This window comes from Mesorhizobium sp. ESP-6-2, assembly GCF_020164675.1.
Lineage (GTDB): Bacteria > Pseudomonadota > Alphaproteobacteria > Rhizobiales > Rhizobiaceae > Mesorhizobium.
Genome location: NZ_JAIUGT010000004.1, coordinates 139,585 through 161,518 on the forward strand (window position 1 = coordinate 139,585; position 21,934 = coordinate 161,518).

General features: G+C 59.0%; 20 protein-coding genes and 1 pseudogene. 2 read left to right on the top strand and 19 right to left on the bottom strand.

Annotated features, from left to right (window positions below; all coding sequences use genetic code 11):
• Nucleotides 1-291: 291 nt before the first annotated feature.
• Nucleotides 292-1,389, bottom strand: a complete 1,098-nt coding sequence (locus LB532_RS13145; protein WP_140638706.1) for an acyltransferase family protein — start codon at nt 1,387-1,389, stop codon at nt 292-294.
• A gap of 404 nt (nt 1,390-1,793) precedes the next feature.
• Nucleotides 1,794-1,985 carry a hypothetical protein gene (locus tag LB532_RS13150; RefSeq protein ID WP_140638705.1) on the bottom strand — a complete coding sequence of 64 codons (192 nt, stop codon included), beginning with the start codon at nt 1,983-1,985 and terminating at the stop codon, nt 1,794-1,796.
• A 137-nt stretch (nt 1,986-2,122) separates the two neighbouring features.
• Between LB532_RS13150 and LB532_RS13155 the strand changes: the two genes are divergently transcribed.
• Together LB532_RS13155 and LB532_RS13160 are read left to right on the top strand one after the other, a co-directional pair.
• Nucleotides 2,123-2,938 (top strand): ABC transporter permease, encoded by an 816-nt coding sequence (locus LB532_RS13155; protein ID WP_140638704.1) that lies wholly within the window; start codon nt 2,123-2,125, stop codon nt 2,936-2,938.
• A gap of 36 nt (nt 2,939-2,974) precedes the next feature.
• Complete coding sequence (locus LB532_RS13160) at nt 2,975-3,742, top strand: ABC transporter ATP-binding protein (protein ID WP_224556866.1); 768 nt, start codon at nt 2,975-2,977, stop codon at nt 3,740-3,742.
• An 80-nt stretch (nt 3,743-3,822) separates the two neighbouring features.
• Here LB532_RS13160 and rfbD read toward each other — a convergent pair whose 3' ends face one another.
• The 17 genes and pseudogenes from rfbD to LB532_RS13245 form a co-directional block, all read right to left on the bottom strand.
• Nucleotides 3,823-4,698: a dTDP-4-dehydrorhamnose reductase gene (gene rfbD, locus LB532_RS13165; protein WP_140638702.1), complete on the bottom strand. Its 876-nt coding sequence runs from the start codon at nt 4,696-4,698 to the stop codon at nt 3,823-3,825.
• A complete protein-coding gene (rfbB, locus tag LB532_RS13170) occupies nt 4,695-5,765 on the bottom strand; it encodes a dTDP-glucose 4,6-dehydratase (RefSeq protein ID WP_140638701.1) in 1,071 nt (356 codons plus the stop codon). The genes rfbD and rfbB overlap by 4 nt, the downstream gene beginning before the upstream one ends.
• A gap of 31 nt (nt 5,766-5,796) precedes the next feature.
• A complete protein-coding gene (gene rfbC, locus LB532_RS13175; protein ID WP_140550994.1) occupies nt 5,797-6,351 on the bottom strand; it encodes a dTDP-4-dehydrorhamnose 3,5-epimerase in 555 nt (184 codons plus the stop codon).
• Nucleotides 6,352-7,233: a glucose-1-phosphate thymidylyltransferase RfbA gene (rfbA, locus tag LB532_RS13180; RefSeq protein ID WP_140638700.1), complete on the bottom strand. Its 882-nt coding sequence runs from the start codon at nt 7,231-7,233 to the stop codon at nt 6,352-6,354. It abuts the gene before it with no gap.
• A 19-nt stretch (nt 7,234-7,252) separates the two neighbouring features.
• On the bottom strand, nt 7,253-8,707 hold the full coding sequence (locus LB532_RS13185; protein WP_140638699.1) for an O-antigen ligase family protein: 1,455 nt from the start codon (nt 8,705-8,707) through the stop codon (nt 7,253-7,255).
• Nucleotides 8,704-9,834 (bottom strand): tetratricopeptide repeat protein, encoded by a 1,131-nt coding sequence (locus LB532_RS13190; protein ID WP_224556870.1) that lies wholly within the window; start codon nt 9,832-9,834, stop codon nt 8,704-8,706. The genes LB532_RS13185 and LB532_RS13190 overlap by 4 nt, the downstream gene beginning before the upstream one ends.
• Before the next feature lie 16 nt (nt 9,835-9,850).
• On the bottom strand, nt 9,851-12,229 hold the full coding sequence (locus LB532_RS13195; RefSeq protein WP_140638698.1) for a GumC family protein: 2,379 nt from the start codon (nt 12,227-12,229) through the stop codon (nt 9,851-9,853).
• 48 nt (nt 12,230-12,277) lie between these two features.
• A complete protein-coding gene (locus LB532_RS13200; protein WP_224556872.1) occupies nt 12,278-13,174 on the bottom strand; it encodes a polysaccharide biosynthesis/export family protein in 897 nt (298 codons plus the stop codon).
• Nucleotides 13,175-13,195: 21 nt separating this feature from the next.
• Nucleotides 13,196-13,708 (bottom strand): hypothetical protein, encoded by a 513-nt coding sequence (locus LB532_RS13205; protein WP_140638697.1) that lies wholly within the window; start codon nt 13,706-13,708, stop codon nt 13,196-13,198.
• 105 nt (nt 13,709-13,813) lie between these two features.
• Nucleotides 13,814-14,368 (bottom strand): hypothetical protein, encoded by a 555-nt coding sequence (locus tag LB532_RS13210; RefSeq protein WP_224556874.1) that lies wholly within the window; start codon nt 14,366-14,368, stop codon nt 13,814-13,816.
• 245 nt (nt 14,369-14,613) lie between these two features.
• Entirely contained in the window at nt 14,614-15,783 is a 1,170-nt protein-coding gene (locus tag LB532_RS13215) for a glycosyltransferase family 4 protein (RefSeq protein WP_224556876.1), read from the bottom strand.
• Between the two features lie 24 nt (nt 15,784-15,807).
• A complete protein-coding gene (locus LB532_RS13220; RefSeq protein ID WP_318011221.1) occupies nt 15,808-16,788 on the bottom strand; it encodes a glycosyltransferase family 4 protein in 981 nt (326 codons plus the stop codon).
• 148 nt (nt 16,789-16,936) lie between these two features.
• Complete coding sequence (locus tag LB532_RS13225; RefSeq protein WP_140638694.1) at nt 16,937-18,274, bottom strand: lipopolysaccharide biosynthesis protein; 1,338 nt, start codon at nt 18,272-18,274, stop codon at nt 16,937-16,939.
• Nucleotides 18,267-19,511, bottom strand: a complete 1,245-nt coding sequence (locus LB532_RS13230) for an O-antigen polymerase (protein WP_140638693.1) — start codon at nt 19,509-19,511, stop codon at nt 18,267-18,269. Before LB532_RS13230 ends, LB532_RS13225 begins: the two co-directional genes overlap by 8 nt.
• A gap of 43 nt (nt 19,512-19,554) precedes the next feature.
• Nucleotides 19,555-20,172 (bottom strand): glycosyltransferase, encoded by a 618-nt coding sequence (locus LB532_RS13235; RefSeq protein WP_224556933.1) that lies wholly within the window; start codon nt 20,170-20,172, stop codon nt 19,555-19,557.
• Nucleotides 20,173-20,184: 12 nt separating this feature from the next.
• A pseudogene (locus tag LB532_RS30325) lies at nt 20,185-20,769 on the bottom strand (glycosyltransferase); the annotation flags it as partial.
• A complete protein-coding gene (locus tag LB532_RS13245; RefSeq protein ID WP_318011218.1) occupies nt 20,687-21,868 on the bottom strand; it encodes a glycosyltransferase in 1,182 nt (393 codons plus the stop codon). The gene LB532_RS13245 and the pseudogene LB532_RS30325, both read right to left, overlap by 83 nt.
• Between the last annotated feature and the right edge of the window lie 66 nt (nt 21,869-21,934).

Below are 21,934 nucleotides of genomic sequence, written 5' to 3' on the forward strand. Positions count from 1 at the left end.
GGAAATTTACACTATATCTGTAGAGACCCGGCGTCCGATACTAAAAAGATACTAGCTCATACCAATATCCCGATCGCCGATCTCGCCTTCGGGCGAAGCACTAGGTGATGCCCTGGCTTATTGCAACACTCACGTGAAGTGCTGCCGCCAGCCGCAAGCCCCGCAATGCCGCGGGATTGCTGGCTTGGCAGCAATGCGCACGCAGGATTCTCGTCTGGCCTCCCAGGCTGGAGTTTCTCCTGCGAGATCGTGACTGTCTCGGGCGCGCCCGCTCGGGAATAGCTACCCGTCTTAGGTGACGGCAGGGTCGACGCCCGAGACCACCTTCCGCTTTGTCCACCACCGCCGAAGCCATGTGTTGACCGGTTTTTCAAACCAGACATGAAGGGCAACTGACAGTGCGATTGCTACCAACAGGAGGATCACAGTTACCTTCGCCATGTCTTCCAGGCGCAGAATGGTTTCAGGGTGCATAACCCATGGTGAAAGGGTGATAACGATCTGATGCACCATGTAAAGGGCAAACGATGAATCGCCGAGTAGCACCAACAGCCGATTATTTAGCATGCTTGAGACAAAACCGCGTTGATGGGCAAATACGAAGATCATGAGGGCCATCGACGGCACGTAGTAGACATCCCAGCGCCACTGGAGCGGAACTGCCCACTCCATTGCGACAATCACCGAAAGTGCAACAAGGGCTATCGACACGAACTCGGCAACGGTCGCCGCCCGGTGTGACATTTGCAGCGGTCTTGCGACAAACAGCCTGTAAAGCAAGACGCCAGTCAGGAAGTCGATGAACCGGAATACCGGGTTGATGTAAAGAAGCCAGCTTGAGAAACCATTATCAAGATGGACGGCTAGTATGTTGATGACAATAACCAACATCAGAGCCGACCAGGAGAAAATTATCGCACGGCTACTCAGTGGGACGAAGAGGCAAAACGCTGCGTAGAAAAACATTTCGGTAGAGATACTCCAGGAAACTCCGTTGAAACCAAAATAGAACAATACATCAGGAACGAAGCTCTGCAAAAGGGCAGCATTCGTAAAGAAACGCAGCCACACGTCAAAACTAGGTGAATTCAAGGCGCCGTAGAAATACGTTGCTGCTAGCAATGTCAGCCAGTGAATCGGGTAAATGCGGGCGGCTCGGAAAAATAAGAAATCGCCAAAGCTCAGCGACTCCCCTCTTGAGGCGAAACTGTAGGCGATTACAAACCCGGACAGGATGTAAAAGAACTGAACGCCGGCAAAGCCTTCGAAGAACCAGCCATATACCATCTGGACATCTGGCGACGGGCTTTTCTGTAAGAACTCCATGTGGTGGATCAGCACGGCAGCGGCGGCGAAGAACCGCAGGGAAGTCAGACTGTCAATTCGCATTGGTGGACTCTATTGTGGTTGAATTCGAACTATGGCAGTGGCTTTCTGGGGCGCTGGGCAGTCCGGGCTCGGGGATCGTAGAATCGGAAAACAACGGTTCGTTATCGGTTTGTGCTGGCTTAGGAGAAAAGCGGCACAGGTGAATTTGGCCTTCAGGCCGGAGCCACGATAGACAGCGCGGATCGCGCTAAGCAATGTTCACCTGGCCCCGAAGCCGTTACATTAGCGCAGTCTGAATGAAAGCAGCCTTCATGCCGCGGGTATTTGCCACCCGTGAGGCCATTTGTCTATCAACCAATCTGCGCGACCCCAATTTCATCACCTATCGGCCGAGCAGAAAGTCCAGGCAGCGTGGCTACCGTGCCTTGACCTCGCGCTCCCGGTCGCGGTGCGTAACCCAGCGCCTATGGTCGAAGTCCAGGCGTATGCTCGAAGCGCCCGCTGGCCTTCACAAGGATGCGGCCGGGCAGCAGCACCTGTTCACAGTCGTCGGTGACGGTGGCTGCCAGAAGCCCCTTCGGCACCGGCTGATGGCGCGCAACGTGGCAGCCAGCGCCAGCCATCAAGGTGATGCCTTGGCTTATTGCAACACTCATGTTAAGCGCTGCCCTCAACCGCCAACCGCGAGCCACGCAATTCCGCGGGGATCGCCGGCCTGCCTCAATTCGCGGGCAAGGCCTCTTCGCCTAGCCCCTCAGGCCGGAGTCCCCGCCGAATTGCCACTGGTGATATCATGACTGTCTCGGGTGCTCCCACAACGACCCGGCCGCGATCAGGAACAAGTGATATTCTGGCTGCCGTCGCTGCCTTCGAATCCTGGCTCAGCCTCGGCTCCTTCGATATACGGCAGCGTTACCGGCGCTCGGCTATCGGGCCATTCTGGATCGTGATCAGCACGGCGGCTGTTGCCGGCGGCATTGGATTCATGATGTCGTCCATCCAGGGACGCCCGATCACCAACCTTATCGCATACATAATTATCGGGATAATGATCTGGCAATTTCTGTCGACGGCTCTGGCGGAATCCTGTCAGGCGCTGATCGGACGCGCGGCCTATATCAAGAGCCTCCCCCAGCCCGTCTGCGCAAACATATTGCGAACCCTATGGGTGCAGGTGCTGATATTTCTCCACACGATGATCCTATATCCATTCGTCGTGCTGTTTACCGGAATCCCGATAAGCGGCAACCTGCTCATGGCGATCCCGGGCCTGGCTCTCCTGATTCTCAATCTCGGCTGGATGTCGGTGATCCTTGCAACCGTTTCGGCCCGGTTCCGAGACATTCCACTTGTGGTCGGGAATTTCCTCAGCTTTCTAATGTTCCTGACGCCGGTTTTCTGGACGGCCAGTTCGAGCAATTCCAACTATCTCGCTGCCATAGATTACAACCCGCTCTACTGGCTTATCCAGCTGGTTCGGGAGCCGATGCTGGGCAATATGCCTGTCACGCTGCAGTGGGTCGGCAGCATTGTCATGGCGGTAGTCGGCTGGACGGTGGCCGCTCTGATCTATAATCGAGCCTACAAGCGCCTGGCGCTCTGGCTATAGCGGAGCTGGCGGATGACACGTGTCTCTCTCAAATCGGTGACCCTTGATCTCCCGATCTATTCGGCGCGGTCACGCTCGTTCAAAAATGCCATCCTGTCGGCTGGAACAGGAGGCAGGATCAACTCCGCCGATGAAAACACGGTGGTGGTACGGGCGCTCAGCGGCGTAAGCCTTGAGCTCGCCGCGGGTGACAGGCTTGGCCTCATTGGAACCAATGGTGCAGGCAAGTCCACATTGATGCGCGTTATTTCGGGTATTTATCACCCTACCACCGGATCGATCGACGTCTCAGGCAGCGTTGGATCGCTGTTCGATATGGGTCTCGGCATAGATGCCGAAGCCACGGGCTATGAGAACATTCGAATACGCGGCTTGCTGCTCGGGCTGCGCCGGAGCAAAATCGAAGAGCTCATCCCCGAAATCGAGAGCTTCACCGAACTCGGCAGCTATCTCGATATGCCGATCCGCACCTACTCCACCGGCATGCAGGCGCGACTGGCCTTCGCCATTTCGACCGCCATTCAGCCTGACATACTGGTGTTGGACGAAGGCATCGGCGCGGGCGATACCCATTTCATGCACAAAGCCCGCGAACGCCTCGAAAGCTTCATGCGCAGTGTTGGAGTCCTGGTGCTGGCATCGCATTCCGACAGCCTCATCCGTGATTTCTGTAACAAGTGCATTGTCATGCACCGTGGCAGGGCCACGGGCATCATGGGGGTTGAAGAGGCGATGAAAGCCTATTCCGGGCTTGTCGCGTTGCGCGATGCGGGGCAGGAGCCGGACGAATCGTTGTTCAATTAGGGCTAAGCGGCCGTGTGCTGCGGACTAGTCAGCTTCCTGCTTGGCAGATGGTTCGCCCGTCCGTGACCCGGAACGGGCTCTCAGACGGAGGTACGCCGCACCACCGCTTCCGTCGATAGCCGCCAGTCCGGCGCACTCCATCCAAACACGGAGGCGAACTTCGCGCTCGACAGCCGTGAATTGGCGGGGCGGCGCGCCTTGGTCGGATAGTCCGTCGCAGCAATATCGCGCACCCGCGCGGAGGGGCCACCGAGCCCACCGCTTGTGTCCAGGATATAGCGGGCGAAGCCGCTCCAGTTGGTCCCGCCCGTGCCGGCCAGATGATAGATGCCCCACGCGGCGAAATCCTCGTTGCGGTGCAGCCGTGCTGCCGCATGCAGAATCGCGTCGGCGATATCAAGGGCGGAGGTGGGATTTCCCCATTGGTCGGCCACCACCGAAATCTCGTCGCGATCGCCGGCCAGCCTCAGCATGGTTTTGGCGAAATTCTTGCCAAACGGGCTGTAGACCCAGGCCGTTCGCAGGATCAGGTGGCGCGGATTGGCTGATGCCACGGCCTGTTCGCCGGCAAGCTTGGAGGCGCCGTAGACGCCAATCGGCGCGGTCGCGTCGGTTTCCAGATAGGGACCGTCCTTGGTGCCGTCGAAGACATAGTCGGTCGACAGATGGATGACGGGCACGCCGAGCCGAGCCGCCGCCTGCGCCACCTCGCCGGCGCCGGCGGCGTTCACCGCAAAGGCCAGCTCAGGCTCGTCCTCGGCCTGGTCCACCGCCGTATAGGCGGCGGCCGACACGACGATATCGGGCTTGGCGGCGGCGAGGGCGTCGATCACGGTCTCGGGCCGCGCGAGGTCGAGTTGCGGCCGGCCGATGGCGACGACCTCGACGTCTTCGCGCCCGGCCTCCAGAAGGCTTGCCGCGACCTGGCCCTCGCGTCCGGTGACAACGAGCCTCACACGGCCTCCTTGCGGACCTCGCCCAGCCGCTCGCCAGCATAGCGCTGTTCGCGGATCGGTCCCCACCACCATTTGTTGTCCAGGTACCAGTCGACCGTCCTTGCCAGGCCGCTGTCGAAATTCTCCTTCGGCGCCCAGCCGAGCTCGCGGCCGATCTTGGAGGCGTCGATGGCGTAGCGGCGATCATGGCCGGGGCGGTCGGTTACGAAAGAGATCAGGTCGCGATAGCTTTTACCGCCGGCGCGGGGGCGCCTGGCGTCGAGCAGATCGCAGATCGTCTCGACGACACCCAGATTGGTGCGTTCCGAATTGCCGCCGACATTGTAGCTCTCACCCGGCTGCCCCTTGGTGGCGATCAGTTCCAGCGCGCGCGCATGGTCCTCGACGAACAGCCAGTCGCGCACATTGGCGCCGACGCCGTAGACCGGCAGCGGCTTCTCGTCGAGCGCGTTGAGGATGACGAGCGGGATCAGCTTTTCGGGAAAATGGTAGGGTCCGTAATTGTTCGAACAATTGGACAGCACCACCGGCAGGCCATAGGTCTCGTGCCAGGCGCGCACCAGATGGTCGGAGGCCGCCTTGGAGGCGGAATAGGGCGAAGAAGGCGCGTAAGGCGTCTCTTCCACGAACATGCCGCCATCGAAGGGCAGGTCACCGAACACCTCGTCGGTCGAGACGTGATGGAAGCGGAAACGGCCCTTCCTGTCGTCGGACAGGCCGCGCCAGTATTCCAGCGCTGCATTGAGGATCCGGTAGGTGCCGACGATGTTGGTCTCGATGAAGGCGCCCGGCCCATCGATCGAGCGGTCGACATGGCTCTCGGCGGCGAGGTTCATGACGATGTCGATATCGTCGCGGCGCAATATGTCGAGCACCGCCCTCTCGTCGCAGATGTCGGCATGAGCGAAGCTGTAATTGTGTGCATTTTCGATCGGCCGCAGCGAGGCCAGGTTGCCGGCATAGGTCAGCTTGTCGAGATTGGTCACCCGGTAGGCCGGGTTGGCGCACAGATGCCGGCACACCGCCGAACCGATGAATCCGGCCCCGCCCGTCACCAGAAAGTTCATGCCGCTAGCCCCCTGCATCTGGCAATGTTCATCAGGCAAACACCTCCGCGGCGGCGAGCAGCGGCGCCTTGAGGTCCTTGTCAGAAAGCTGGAAGCCGCCAGCCGGCGGCGGCCATTCGATGCCGATGGCCGGATCGTCGAAACGGATCGAGCGGTCGTGTTCGGGCGAATAGGTGTCGGTCACCTTGTACAGTACCTCGGTATCGGGCACGAGCGTCATGAAGCCGTGGGCGAAGCCCTTGGGCACCAGGATCTGGTTGCCCTTCTCGGCCGAGACCTCGAGGGCAACCCATTTTCCGAATGTCGGCGAGGAGCGGCGGATATCGACCGCGACATCAAGGACACTGCCTCTGACAACGCGCAGCAGCTTGTCCTGGGCACGTGGCGGCAACTGATAGTGCAGCCCTCTGACGACACCGGCCGCGGCGGAATAGGAGTGATTGTCCTGGACGAAGGCGAGTTCGAGGCCGGCCTCGGCGAAGCGTGCGGCGTTCCAGGTTTCGGTGAAGTAGCCACGGGCATCGCCGTGCCGCTTCGGAATGATTTCGAGCAGACCTTCGATGCCAAGGGGTCTCACCTCCAGCATCTAGTCCTCCGACAACTCGACCACCCGGCGGCGCAGATAGGCGGCATATTCATTTTTTCCCAAGCGGGTTGCGCGCTGCAACACCTCCTCAGCCCGCAGCCAGCCCTGTTCGAAGGCGATTTCCTCCGGACAGGCGACCTTGATGCCTTGGCGACGTTCGATTGTACGCACGAACGAAGAAGCATCGTCCAGGCTGTCATGAGTGCCGGTATCGAGCCAGGCGTAGCCACGCCCCAACCTATGCACCTGCAACTGGCCACGCTCGAGATAGGCATTGTTGACCGCCGTGATTTCGAGCTCGCCTCGAGCCGAGGGCCGAATCCTTGAGGCGATGTCGACAACCTCGTTGTCGTAGAAATAAAGGCCGGTGACGGCCCAGTTGGATTTCGGCTTCTGTGGTTTTTCCTCAATCGTGAGCGCGGTTCCAGTGGTCTTGTCGAAGGACACCACGCCATAGCGCTCCGGATCCTCGACATGGTAGGCGAACACCGAAGCGCCGCTTTCGCGCGATGCCGCGGTGCGGCAAAGCTTGGACAATCCGTCGCCAAAATAAATGTTGTCGCCCAGTATCATCGACACGCTGTCCGCGCCGATGAAGTCACGGCCGATAATGAAGGCTTCCGCAAGCCCGTTGGGCTGCGGCTGCTCGGCGTAGGACAACTCAAGCCCGAATTCCGATCCATCGCCCAACAGCTCGCGGAAAACCGGCAGGTCCCGCGGCGTGGAAATGACCAGAATCTCTCGAATCCCCGCAAGCATCAAAACGCTCAGCGGGTAATAGATCATCGGCTTGTCGTATACCGGGAGTATTTGCTTGGAGACCGCTAACGTTAGCGGATAAAGGCGCGTTCCACTGCCTCCAGCAAGGATAATTCCTTTCAAGAAACTCTCCTTGACATGCCTAAGTCCCCTCCCCTGACACAAGCCGCCCGTGCTTAGGTTTCATGCCGCGGCTTGTCAATCTGGTGCCCGACGAAGGCGCCGAGCGAGTGTCCCCGGCCCCGGCCAACCCCCCTTGCCTTGCCGGGCCCGAGGTCCTGGCCGGGACAAGCAGATTGTCTTCATCGTGATGGCCTATCTCGCCCATCTCGCGCCTTTGGTTCAGCCGCTCGGCAAAACCCTTGTGAAAGACCATCGCATTCAAATAGGCAAACGTCATCGCGAGTGCTGCGGTTCGCAAGGGATAGTCGACAAGAGAGTGAGCGAGCAAAAACGACACCGAAAGAAATGCAGCCTTCTGTAACGGCTCCCGGCGAATCCGGACCGACGAGGCGAAAAGCAATATGGCATACACAATCATTAACAAAACGACCGGTATGCCGCCCTCAAGGGCCAATTCGAGGTAGTCGTTGTGGGCATGATTTACATAAGTTCTGAAAATCATCTCTCCCTTTTCGTAAATTTGATAGACTTTCGGAAAACTGCCGAAACCAACGCCGGTCACCCAGTTCTCTTTAATCCCTTCGATCGTGGTGCGGGCAAACTCCGCTCTCCCGAAAGCCGGGTCGACCGCTTTCGCGTCGATCTTCGCCCATGCGCCGATCGTGTAGACGGAAAGACCGATGAAAACCGCAAGAATGCCATATCCGCCCGCCCTTGAGCGAGCGGACAGGAAGACAACGGATATCGCGGTGATCGCCAGTCCGATCAGAATGCCGGCGCGCGAGCCGGCTGCCAGAAGAAGCAGCAAGAGCATCGTCAGCCCAAGCGATCCGGACAGAAGATGTCCACGGAACAAGCCATAATAGACCACGAATGGAATGGAGACGAAGAGCAAGGCCGAAAAGTGATTTTGATTGGCAAACAGGCCCGCATTGATCGTAAACGGCAGCAATCCTTCTATGGCGACCGTATCGGAGAGCGAATACTGGATTGCCGCGGCCAGGCCGTTGCAGATGACGCCCATGAAAAAGAAGGGAACAAGGCCGTAGACCTGCTCGGTGCGCAGGCGGGTGACGCCGAGGAAAAATGCCGCGGCGGCGGCGAAATACAACATGCACTCGATCGTGCGCCCGACGCCGACGCTGACGAAGCGCGATTGCGTTTCACCATCCATCCAGGTTTTGGCAAGCAGCACCTCAGGCCGCAACCCATCGAGCAAGGCCGCGGGCAGCGGAACGATCTGGAAGCAGAACACGGCGAGGCCGAGAGCAATCAGCCACAAGATCGCCAGGGGAATTGTTTGTCCGCTGGGCCGCGACAGGATGGCCGCGGCCGAGAGAATCGCCGCGATCTCGATCAGCGTTTCGGTGTAGAGACCGCTCGCGGTGCCGCCGCCAATCAGCAGGGACAGGAAAAGAACCGACCCAAGCAGGTATTTGTCCCACTGCCCGGGCTGCCGTGACCGTGCTCTCACGACGGCACCCTTTCGATGCTCAATCTGTGCATGACCAGCGTGCCGACGTATCGAAACCGCCAGCTCTCGGCAATTGCGGCTGTTTCCAGCCTCAGCAACTGTATCGGACACGCAGCCGGTCCGACGGTGAAATCCAGGCTCAGGCTTCGCCGGTTGAATGTGCCTTCCGGTATGTTGAAGCGCGCTATCTCGCTTGACGGGTCCGCGCATCTGACGGACCAGAACAGCTGCTTTGGCAGTTTGAGATTTGTCGCGGACGCGGTCATGGACATCCGGTAAGAACCGGGGGGCAATTCGACATATTGCTGAAGCGCGGCGTTCTTGACCGGCGTGTTTAGAAATCGAACCGTCGCCCCGCTGTCGCTTTCACTTTCATCCGCGCCTTGCGATCCGGCAAAGGTGATCTCCAGCCCAGATCGGTCGTGTATCACCCAGTCGAACGGCTTGCCGCTGTAGAGCGGCTCGAAGCCGCCATTGAAGATATAGCCGCCCAGCTTACGCTCCTGATCGGACAGGCTGAAAAGAAACAGCCGATAGGCCGGGCCATAGTCCTTCTGCTTGATGTAACCGGTGATAACGGCGGACAATTCGCTGGAGGTCGGCGGCGCACCCGTGCGCCCGAGATCGAGCAGGAGCTGGTTTGCAGGTCCCAGGCTTTGCGGGTTCTGGCCAAGGGCGAGAAAAAGCTTACCACGCCACGGCGCCTCTGCCTCCAGGGCTGCCAGCACGGCCTGATAGCCGTCGGAATTGGAAAGGATGGCAGGCCAGCCTGGGGCGATGGCCGAAAACTGGTCTGGCCACCGGCGCAGCAAGGTGTCGATCTCGCCCACGGCCCTCGCCAGATCGCCTGCCGCGATCGAGCGATCGATGGACCTTTGCAGCGCATGGATTTCAGTCTTGGACAGTTTTCGCGCCTGGTCGAAAAGTTCGAAAGCCTGGGCCTGTTCGCCTTGCCGATATCTGATCTCGCCGATCAGGCTGTAGAGACGGGCGTCCGCGACATTGAAGCGAAGTGCGTTCTTGGCCTTGGCGGCCAGGGCGCCGAGATCGGCGCTCGTTTTGTTCAGCTCGCCGGCAATTTCGTCTATCAAGGCATCTGCGTTCAGCGGGTCCAGTGCCAGAGACACGCTCGGCGTTCCCTCCTCAAGGAGCCGACTTAGCCCGATCGACGAAGCCATCAACACCAGAACGGAGGCGACGAACCAAACGCTTGAACGCAGGAGATTTTGCATGAGCGGGCTGGCCTGCTCCGTCATCGACTTTGCCCTCAATCTTCGGCGTGCCCGCGCCATGTTCGTAATATTGGTAGTTCATGTATTTATAGGCGTAGTTGTAGTCGAACCTGTTCACCGCGAATTTCGACATTGCCGCCCCGATCACGTTCGCTCCGGCTGCGCGCAGGCGTTTCAGCGCCGTCTTGGCCGCCTTGCGCGTCACCTGGTTGGTGGAAATGACCACCAGCGTGCCCTCGGCGAGCCGGCTGAGAATGGGCGCATCGGACAGGCCGACGATCGGCGGAGCGTCGACGATGACGAGATCGAAGCGCTTGCCGAGATTGGTGACGATCAGCGCCATCTTTGGCGATGAAAGCAGATCCGCAGGGTTGGGCGGGATCGTTCCGGACGTCAGCACGGTCACGTTGGGATATTTGGTCGTCCTGAATATGCCCGCCACATCTTCCTTGCGCACGGTATTCGTCAGGAGATTGCTCAACCCGATCGCGTTGTCGAGACCGAACAGCCGATGAAGATTCGGTTTGCGCAGATCGCCGTCGATAAGCAAGACCTTCGCACCGAGGGCGGCGAAATCCTGACCGAGCTTGAACGAGGTCGTCGACTTGCCTTCGGAAGGCTCGGAGCTGGTCACCAGCAGCGAACGCGGCGCGCCCTCCGCGCCGGAGAATTGCAGTGACGTTCGCAGCGAACGATAAGCTTCCGATAGCCCGGACTTCTGGTCGGCGATGCTGGCCATCAGTTCGCGGTCATCGACGAGCGGCAGGATGCCGAGCATGGCCAGCCCCAGCTCCCTTTCGACCTGCTCGGGATTGGTGAAGGTGTTGTTCAGCAACTCGATGATGTAGATGATCGATGCAGTGAGGGCCATGAACAGCGCTAGCGCGATCGCCAGATTGATGATCAGGCGCGGAGAATAGGGACTTACGGGCAGGGTCGCGAAATCGACAATGGCTGCGCTTTGCGTCTTGAGCTCGGAGCTGACGCCTACTTCATTCAGCTTGGTGATGAGGCTGTCATATTGCGACCGGTTGGAATCGACCTCGCGCTTGAGGATGGTGTATTTTATATTCTTGTCATTAAAGACAACCTGCTGCTTTTCCATCTCGGCGAGCTTGGATTTGAGGTCGGCTTCCTTGTTCTGCGCTTCCTGGTACTTCAGGCGCAGCGAATCGGTTATCGCCAGGACGCCGTTGTTATAGAGCCGCGTCAGCTCCTTGATCTGCGACTGGAGTTGCTGCATCTCCGGAAAGCCAGGCTTCAGAATGCTCAGTTTCTGCTGATATTGGCTCTTGAGGTCCGCGAGTTTTTCGCTGAGTTTTTGTAAGCCATCACTCTCCAGAACCGGCGACAGGCTGGAGCCCCGGCCCTTGTCTATCTGGTCCACGACGCGACCGGCATCAAGACGATCCTGGATAGCGGTCGCGAGCGCTGTGTTCAGCGCCTCGATATTCGATCCGATCAGCGATTTGTCGTCGCCAGTGACGGTGATGCCGGCATCCTTCGCATAGGTGACCAGCTCCTCCTCGGACTTCTGCAGCTTCTGCTTGACCTGCAGGACCTGTTCCTGGATGAACTGTCTCGCCAGATCGGACGTCTCGCTGGTCTGGTCGAGACGTTGATCGATAAAACTCTGCGCCACCTGGTTGGCGACGTCACTTGCGTATCTTGGCTTCTGGTCGACGAAGGTGATCGACAGCAAGCTGGTGTTGGTCACAAGGTTGACCGTCAGATCCTTCAGAACGCGCTTGATCGCCATTGCCTCTCGCTCTTCGGGGGTCTTTTCCTGGATCGAAGGCGATTTGGAAATTCCAAATGCACGGTAGAAGATGTTGCTGAGCGAGAAGCTCGAGGTTGGGAACAGGAAATCCGGTTTTTCGGAGAGCCCCAGCTGAAACACGACGCGCTGGGCCAGCGCCCGGCTCTTCAGTTTCTCGCGAGCGGTCAGAAACGCGCGTAAGTCGCTGTTTTCGGAAACCACTTCGATGTCCTGAAAAACCTTTGCCGAAGGGACCAGGACTTCCAGCTGCGTCGTTGCCTGATATTTCGGCGTCTGCATCATTGTCACTATGATACCGGCAACTAGGCCAGCCACCGCCATCATGACGATCAACCAGCGGTATTGCACAACATAGAAAAGCAGCTTGAGCGGATTGAACCTCTCGTCGTGAGCGGCATAGTCTCGACCGTAAGGACTATAATTCTGCGCCCCGTCATAATAGAGGTCCGCGGACAAAGCCTGGCCATGTCGAGGACCGGCGATTTGGGACTGCCTGTTGCGATCGAGCATGCGCGAGGTGATCCTGGTTGTCCTTATCCTGGCCGGCCAGGCCCTCCCCTACGGAATGACCGCAATTCGGGCCGCGCTCGATGCGAGGCCCAGGGCATCCTTCAAATTGTTCATTGCGATTTTCGACTTCGAAGCGAAAACCACGACCACGTCGCCGCCATAGATGCGCGGGTTGCGATTCTTGCCGGCGCGGATTTCCTCGACATTGTAGTTTGCGACCAGCTTGTTTTGACCGACATTGCGGTAGACGAAGACCTTGCCGGCATCGCCGACGGCGTTGAAGCCTCCGGCAAGGGCGATCGCATCCAACAAGGAGGCGCTGCTGGACACCGGATAGATGCCGGCCCTGTTGACCTCGCCGTCGACCGTGATGCGCTGGCCTATCGATTCCTTGACGAAAATCGTCACATCCGGCGACTGCAGATATTTTGCGCCATAGGCGGTCTCGATATCCTTTTCGAGCTGGCGGACCGTCTTGCCGGCCGCTGTCATCGTCCCGATAAGCGGAAGGGAAATCTGGCCGCCGGCATCCACCTGAACCGTCCTGTTCAGGTTGTCGACCTGGAATACGCTGACTTCGAGTACATCGTTGGCAGATAGCGGCTGCTCGCTGCCGTTTTGCGTATTCTGCGGTGCCGGCAGATCCTTCACCATCCGTAGCGCGCCGCCCCCGGCAAGCGCCGTTGAGGACGATGTCGGCTGCAGCGCATCGACAGAGCTCGTGGACGATGATGAACTGCTCGCGCAAGCAGAGAGGGCGAGCAATACAAGCAGTGCCGGCATCCCCGCGCCACTTCCCTCGAGAATGCCCATCACAGAGCCCCACTTTTGAACAGCTTGGGCAGCCCATCGAAATGGCCCGCACAGCTGGCTCCCGGCTTCTTCGCTCGTTTTTCCGATGGCGTGAGCAACTGGTTCTGCACTATCGCGCCCGAGCTTGCGCAAACCGGCGAGACCAGACCTTGGCTAGCGGCTGACTGCGTCGTCGTCATCCTGTAGTCCAATAGCCAGTGCGGCGGCGCCACCAACCGCGCCGGCGCCCAACAGCACCGGCAAAATGCCAGGTCCGGAATTGGCAGGTCCGGAATTGGCAGGTCCGGTAGCAGGCTGCTGCGCGTCAAGCGCGACGCACATACCGCCTTGCACCGGATCGATGCTGACGGTCGCGTTGGCCGGAACATCAAGCGCGCAATTGGCGCCGATGGCCAAAGAAGCCGATGCTTGCGGCCCGGTCATGATGCGCGCGCCTGGATAGATCGGCGCTCCCGCGCCCACCCCGGCGTAACCGCCGGCCTGCGCCATCTGCACATCACCCTGGACTTGGGTGAACTGGCCGACAATGCCAGACACGGGCGCAGCGGCCAGGCACGAACATGTCTGTGCCGACTGGGCAACAGCATCGGACGCTGCAAACAAGGCACCTCCCCCGGCGAGCGTGACAAAAGCTAAAACAACCCCAACCCGATGACGCCCGGTCATTTCTACCCCCTTCGAACCAACGACCCGCCCCCGGAACGAATCGCTTACGCACCCCTTCGATCAACAACACTCAAAGAACTCACCAACATTCAGGTGATCCGCCCCTCAGCGACTGACCGCTTTGTCGTCATCCTGCGTCGCCGCCAACACACCGCTGGTGACAAGCGCACCGACGAAAATCCCTTCGGGCAGGCCAAACCCACTTGTGCCGCCGGACCGCTGGATGGCCGCCGTCCGCTCCGAATCCACGAGTTTCAGACAGATGTTGCCGCCCACGCGTGAAACATCCAGACTGGAATTCGCCGGTACATTCATGTTGCAGCCCCCAACAAGCACGGATGCCGAACCCTTGGCTCCGACTACCACCCGACTGCCGAGACCGAGAGTGTTCCCCGCCTTTGCAGGACCATAGCCGACCGACTGCGACACCATCACGTCGCCATCGGCGGAACGAATGGATCCAATCGCACTCGCCGGGCCGCCATAGGCGGCAGCGCAGCTGCAGGATACATCCTGGGCGAAAGATGAAACCGAAGTGAAACCACTCGAGGCAACCAACGCGCTCACGGCGGTTCTAATGATGACATTCATCTGTTTCGCCTTTCCTTCAAATCGTCCCGGATATGCCAGATCAAAAGGTGTGACATCAGCGCCTAACATTTTTTTGCCACAATTCCAACCCGTGTCGCACGATGCGGAGAAGTTTGACCTGAACAACACGTCATTTTAGCAATTACGCATAAATAATCCCGAGCTGTCGGCGATGGATGTCTGGCCCTCCAAAGAGAAGTTACGATTCCCTTTTCATCCTGATTACACCGAGCCAACTTGATCAAAGCCGAGCACCCTCGAAAGCCGAGTCCCGATCTGCAATGCAGCAAGACAAGCTTAGCGCCGCTCGAACTTCAACCGCGTTCAACTACACGCCGGCCCGGTTCATCGCATGGCGAGGCATCGAGCTTCCCTATCTGCGCCATGTAGCTCTCTATGACGATCCTTTCCGAAAACTGCCGCTCCACTTTGTTTCGGCTCTCCATGCCCATCCTGTCCCTGGATGTGGGGTCCATCGTCGCGAATTCGAGCATCTTGCTCGCCAGGTCGCCTGCGTCTTTCACCTTGCACAGCAAGCCGTTGACGCCGTGGTCCACCACCTCCCTGCAGCCGGGCACATCTGACGCGATCAGCGGCTTGCCCATCGCGGCTGCTTCCAGCAGCGAGCGCGGCGTTCCTTCCCTGTAGGAGGGCAAGACGACGCAATCGGCGGCACCCAGGAAGGGACGGACGTCGTCGGTGGTTCCGAGATACTCGACCAAGCCCTCGCCTGCCCATCGCTCGACCTGCGCACGGCTGACCGCTGTGCGGTTCTCGACATCGAGGAATCCAAGAAGCTGGAAGCGCGCGCCGGGCATGTTGCGGCGCATCTGACGAGCGGCCTGGACGAACTCGCCCACGCCCTTGTCCCAGAGAAGCCTGGCCACCAGCAGAAAGACGATCGCACCGGACGATTGGCTCCGGCGGGGCGCCGGAGAGAAGCGAACAAGATCGACTCCGGAGCCCGGCAGCAGCGCGGTCTGCTCCTTGCGGACCAGGCGCTCGCCGACGAACAGCATCCTGTCGTCGTCATTCTGAAAGAAGACCATTTTCGAACGGGCCAGCGCCAGCCGGTATAGAACCTTGGCAATTTTCTGGAGAAGGCCGCCACGGACGAAAGCCGTGCCGAGCCCTGAAACATTGTTTATGACCGGGATGCCATTGAGGTTTGCCGCCAGCGATCCGAACACGTTGGGCTTGATGGTGAAGCCGACAAACGCCAGCGGCCTCTCGCGGCGAAGCAGACGCCAGTAACGCCACAGAAGCACCATGTCGCGAAACGGCGAGGTGCCGGAATTATCCATCTCGATTTCGACATACCGGCAACGCATCCGCGGGATCAGGCGTGAATACTCATCCCTGGGCGCTGCAATCGCTATCTCATAGCCCTGACCTTGCAGCGCCTCGATGAGGCCTTTGCGGAAATTGACGACATTCCAGGACGTGTTGATCGAGATGACTATCTTTCTTCCGGTTTCAAGCATCGTCCCCCCGCCTTTCGGATCCGCTCACCGTCGCGTATGCAATCGTGCCCTGCCCGGCCCAAAGGTCTCGAACAGCCGCAAGATTTCGTCCTCGTTGGCGAGCGATGATATGCGCGCGAAGCAGGCGTCCCTGGCAAGCCTCAAATCCCCGGGCCGGGCGATCACCCCCGCGATCGCGCGTGCGATGTCTTGCGGATCGTCGGGGTTGAAATCGAAATCGGCCCCCTGGGGCATGTATTGCCTCGTGCCGCTGTCTCGCGACATCAGCACGGCACATCCCGCCCAGGCCGCCTCGATGGGAGACACCGCCGCGGGTTCAGCCCGCGATGGCAATATCAAGAGATCATGACCGGAAAAAACCGAGATCATGTCGTCATGGGCAATGTTGTTCTGAAACCGAAGCCGGTCGGCCACGCCAAGCGCCTGAGCCTCGCGCCGCAACGCCTGACAAAAAGCCGTGTCGGCATTCGTTGCTTCCTCGCCGCAGAATGTCAGGGAAAAGGGCATGGATGAAATCGCGGACAACGCCCTCAGAAGCAAACTATGCCCCTTGCGCTCCCGGTATTTTGCCACCACCAAAATTCGAGGCGGCCACTGCAATGGCCTGCTTTCCAGGCCTTCAGTCCGGGCCGGCTCGAAAGGGCTCCCGAATGGCAGGGATATGGCATCGCCGATCCTGAGCGGGCCAGGGTTCGGTGAGAGCCGCGAGGTGAAATGCGGAATGCCCAGCCCCTGAAAGACGGCTCTTCGAACCCAAGTGCCGCTCCATGCCCGAGGCGTGGCGTCCTCCTGGTCGTAGATGACCAGTCTGCGCCCTTGCAGGATTGAACAGAGTGCCGCGACCCTGGAAAACCTTCGCGTCACACCGCGAACAATCACAATGTCGGGGTCTTCGGCCTGCAAGCGCTTCCAGTAGGAAAAGACGCCGGGAGAGGAAAAAGGCGAATTCGGAATGTTGCTCGAGCGCCGACGCATGATCATACGGGACAGCGCGGATGGAGCCATCACGTTGGGAGAAACAAGAGCGTGATTCTCCGTGACGCTCGTTTCGACCACGTCGACCGCAACATGGTGCCCCGCCGAAGTCAGAATGCGAACCCAGGGTACCGCATTGGTATGGTATCTTGGCAGGCAGAACAGGTATCTCAAAACATCAGCCTTCAGATATCTTTCCCAGGCGGATCCGCTTTTTCAACAATAGATGCGAAACCACTATCATCGCCGCATAGACCGCCGCCGCTACGAGCAAGCCGGCCCAGGCCATGCCTGAAATTCCGATCCATCCGGACAAAGCCAGGCAAAGCGGAACATAGACGGCCATCGCCAGCGCCGTGATTTTCAAAAGCGGCTTCGTGCCGGCCAGGACCTGGATCAACGGATTGAGATGCATTCCAGCGAGGCCGAAGCATTCGGCCGCGAACAAAATGGCAAAGAGCAGCGAAGCTTCGGCGTAGGCCGAACCGCCAGAGAGAAGGACGATGGGGTTTTGCAGCAGCACCCCCCCGACCGCCATGCCGGCGGCGGCGCATCCCGAAACCACGATGATGCGGGCGTTCAAGCGGTATAGACGAGAAGGCGGCTCCTGCCTGGACAGTTTCGCGATTTCGGGAAAGATCACCTGGTTCAGGGGACCGGTCAGCCGGGAAACCATCGTCGCCAGGCGCGATGCGAGCGAATAAGAGCCCGCGGCGACCTCTCCCAGCAGGCCCGCGACAAGGAACAATGCGAGATGCCGCCTGGCACTCACAAGCGTCGAGAGCAGACTGGTCCCCGTGGCCGTGGCAAGAAACGCCCAGAAGAAACGGCGTTTGGACCGGGAGCGAAGCGGGTTGAACAGTTCGATGTCCCCCTGCCTGGCATAGAGCAGCATGCGAACGAACAGCGTCAGGTTGTAGAATGCGCCGACCGCTGCCAGCACGATTACATAAGCCGGCAATGAGGCATCGAGGATCCAAAGGACGAGAGAGGCAACCACCACGGCAACCCCTTGCATGAGTTGATTGCCGGCAATGACGTCGTACCGGCCGTTCAGCCGAAGCACACCTTTCGGCGTGCCCGAAAGACTCGCCAACAAGGTGAGGCTGTAGATAATCGCCAGAAGGCGATTATCCCGCGACACGCCAACAGCTTCTCCAAACAGCAAGGTCCCGCCTATCGCCAGGACCGTGGCGAGAAGGGCGGCTGAAACATCGAGGGCGATTCCGCAAGATGCCGCCGGCCCCAGACGCAAAGGCGACCTCGCGCACAGCCTGATCACTGGCTGCCAGCTCTCAAACGTGCAGAGGCCGGAAACAAACGCCACATAGGCCTGAATTACGGCGAGTGTACCAAAATTCCCTGGTCCCAGCGACCGTGCGTTGAGCGCCAGTGCAAGGATGGAGCACAACGCGGCCACTCCGCTTGCGGACGTCGTAAACGTGACGTCGCGTGCGACCCGCCGCGCGCGCATCCATCCGGAAGGCTTGGCGACCGCCGTCACGTCCTCAGCCATTGTCTCGGCGCAAGGCTCGTGCCGCCTGCGGCATCACCTCGGCAGGGGCCGGCGGAAAACACTTCCGATGCACATAAACCAAGCCAAAAATGAAAAGCGAAACGAGAACGGCTCGCTTGGCGGAGATAAAGGCACCAAGCAGCTCCTTGCGCTGGATGTAGAATGTGAGATGGACGATAGCCACGATCAGCCCGGCCTTGAGGGCCGCGCTGCGCACGTTGCGGATTATCGCCTCGACGGCAACACAGACGAGCGACAGAATGACGACGAGCAGCGGAAATCCGGCATACCCGAAATTGGCATAGAACTCCGCCCAGATGTTTGCAGCGACGCCACCACTGTAACCCGGAAAAAGGAACGGCTGAACCTGCTCGTTGTAGGTGCATCCGTCCTTGCCAAAGACCGTATCCGAGAACGGAAACAGGGAAAGAGGCACCAGCCAAAGATTCGAGCACGGCAAGGTGTAGTCATATTTCACGACCAGATCCAGGTGAGCCAATGTCACGAACTGCTCCAGCCCCACGAGAGCGGAATCGGACAATTGGTCGAACTGTATTTTCTGACCTACAAGTTCAAAATTTCCTGCTTTTATTGCTGCATATACTGCTTTGTACACTGCAAGAAAAAAGAATGCGCCAATTCCTCCAATTATGTACCTTTTCCTGATCAAAAGCAGGGAAATGTTCCTGTATCTTATGTACAAACAAGCTAAAATCGCGATGGCAACCGAAGAGCGATGCCCGATATAAAGCGTAAGCACCAGCCCCAGGCAGCTCAAGATGATGACCAGCCTGGATTTCTTCCACCCCGACAGGGCTCCGAACACCACGCCGATGATGCAGCTGTTGTAAAATACATACTGGATCCGCCCGGTAGATGACAAAACATCGGCCTTTGAGGCCGAAAAAAGTGCCGGATTTACCATCGAAATCCCTCCGAACACCACCAGCATCGCAATTATTACGATCGACTCTCCCCGAACGTCGCATTCAACTTCGAAATCTTGTCGCCTTGGCATGAAGACCAGCATCGCAGCAGCAATGCAAGAAAGAGAAAGCGCAATGGCATATCCAGTGCCCGCGTTATATATGAAATCATACTTCCTTCTTCCGACATCAACATACTGAAATCCCCCGGTGACGAATGGCACAAAGTAGACCAAGCTCGACAAAAGCAACAACATTTGCGGCGTGAGCGCAAATGGCGAAACAAAATAATCTCGTTTGAGGTGCTTCACTTTCGTTCCATCGCCATCTGAATATTCGTATTGTTTTCACCCCTTAGCGACCCAGGGACGATTTCTCCCACAGCAAGCCATACGAGTGCGCCATCCGCTCAAGCGAGAAATCCGCAGCGATGCGGTCGCGACATGCTTGCCGCCTGCTCGCCCAAGACCGGGCATCCTGGATTTCCGAAGCCATGATCTCGATGGAACGCGAGAGCGCGTCAGGGTTCCGCGGCGGAACGATCAATCCCGTGTTGCCCACAAGCATCGCGATGTCCCCGACATCCGTTGCCACGCATGGCGTGCCGCATGCCATGGCCTCGGCAACCACGTTCGGAAACGCTTCGCTGCTGGAGGCCAGCACATGAATGTCGAATGCATTCATCAAACCGGCAATGTCGTCGCTCGGCCCGAGAAGCTTCACCTTGTGGCGAACATCATAGCGCTCCAACAGCACGGCAAGTTCAGTGTTTTCAACCGTCATACCCGGGCCGGCAAGAACACATTTGAAGGGAAAGCTCTTGTGCATCGACAGCCTGGACAAGGCAGCGAAGAGATTCTGGTGGTCCTTGTCGGGATGCCAGCGAGCGACATTTCCGATAACGAACTGGCCATCACCTATCGACCAATCCTGACGGAGCCGTGCGCGCGCCCGGTCGTCCGGCTCGAACACGGCCAGATCGTAGCCATTCGGTATGATCGTCCAGTTCGAGCTCGAATATCCTGCATGGATGTGGCGCCGCGATGCATTTTGCGAGCAACTGACAATCCGAGCCGGGATGATACCGGATATGAGAGCGCATATCCTGTCCACCGCCCTGGTCGTAAAGGAGGCCGCCCGCGGATCCAGTCCGCAATTGTGCATCCCCCAAAGAACCGGCCTGATGCCGCCAAGCCGCGCCAGGACGCCTCCGACGAGGTTGGCGTGATACATCCAGCACTGAACCACGTCCGGCCGATAGGTCGAGAACACGCGCCTGAGCGAGGCGAGCCCCTTGAGACTCAACCTTCCCTTTGGCATCGCCAGGCAGGCGAGCGGTATTTTGGCCGCGCGAAGCAACGGGCCATATTTTCCGTCACCCGAAAGCGAGACGACGAAATGGGAATGCCTGCGCTCGGCCGTGCACAGGCGGTACAGCGCTGCCTCGGCGCCGCCGTTCTCAAGTCCGGTGATGACGTGCAGGATCTTAATACGACCGCTCCTTCCCCACGGCGTTCGTGGGATCGACACCCATCGCGAGCAGGTAGGCGTCGGCCACCTTTTCGACACTGAAATCCCGCGCCCGACGCCTGACGTCCGGAGGATCAGCTTCATCAAGGGCGGCCATCACTTCTGCCGCAAAACCCTGGGCATCTCCGACCGCGGCCAGACGCCCCCACTTGCCGTCCTCCAGAATCTCGGCCGGACCGCTTTCGCAGTTGGTGCTCACCACGTTGGTCCCGCAAGCCATTGCTTCGATGAGCGTGTTTGGAAATCCCTCCCTGCGGGAGGATTGAAGAAACAACGCTGCCCGCCGCATCCACGGATACGGATTCTTCGAAAAGCCGACCAGAGCGACCGAAGAATTCAGCTCGAGTTCGTCGATCAGTGTTTGAAGCGATCCCCGCAGCGGTCCTTCCCCGACAATGGCCAATTTGACGGGCCTCTTCGTCGCAATCCGCACGAAGCTGCTTATGAGCGTGGCATGGTCTTTTGCGAAATCAAGCCGCCCAACGGCCACCAGCAAGACCCTGCCATCCTCGACCGCGAAGGGGTGATCGAGCGGTTCATCCGCCTGCTCTTCAACATGTTTGATGTCCAGCGGATTGTAGATCGTTTTGACGGAATTCCGGTCGAGCCCGATGCTCTGGATCAGGTCTTCCGCGACGCCATACGATACAGTGATGATTGTGTCGGCACGACCATAGGTCAGCCGCATGAGGAATGGCAGGAACTTCTCACGAACCAGCTTCGTATCGGCGACGGTCCTGGAAAGATTGCTCCTTTCGGATATCACGATCGGTATCCGGCGCAGCGACAGCATGGACGAGATGATGCCAACGATATTGGCATGGGGTAACGCCGTCAGCATCACCCGCGGCTGCTCCCGTCTCAAATACCGGATCAAGCCCAATACGGAAAACAGCAACCGCGAGGCTCGGAGGTCCTGTATCCTTATCGTCTTCGGAACCAAAGCGAGATACTCGCCCGTAGCACGTCCAAGCACCAGATCGATCGGCAAACCGCGCCGGCCAAATTCGCTGGCCAGGGTGAGCATTGCCCGCTCGGTGCCGCCAGCACGAAGAGAGGGAATGAAGACAGCAATCCGAGCGTCTGGGCTGCCTGACGATCTCTTGTCTTGGCGCGTGCACGTCACTCGGTTCGCCACCTTTCCTGGCCGGTCACGGCGAAGCTCCCTTGCTTGCGCCTGACATTGAGCGATGCGCGGTGCTCC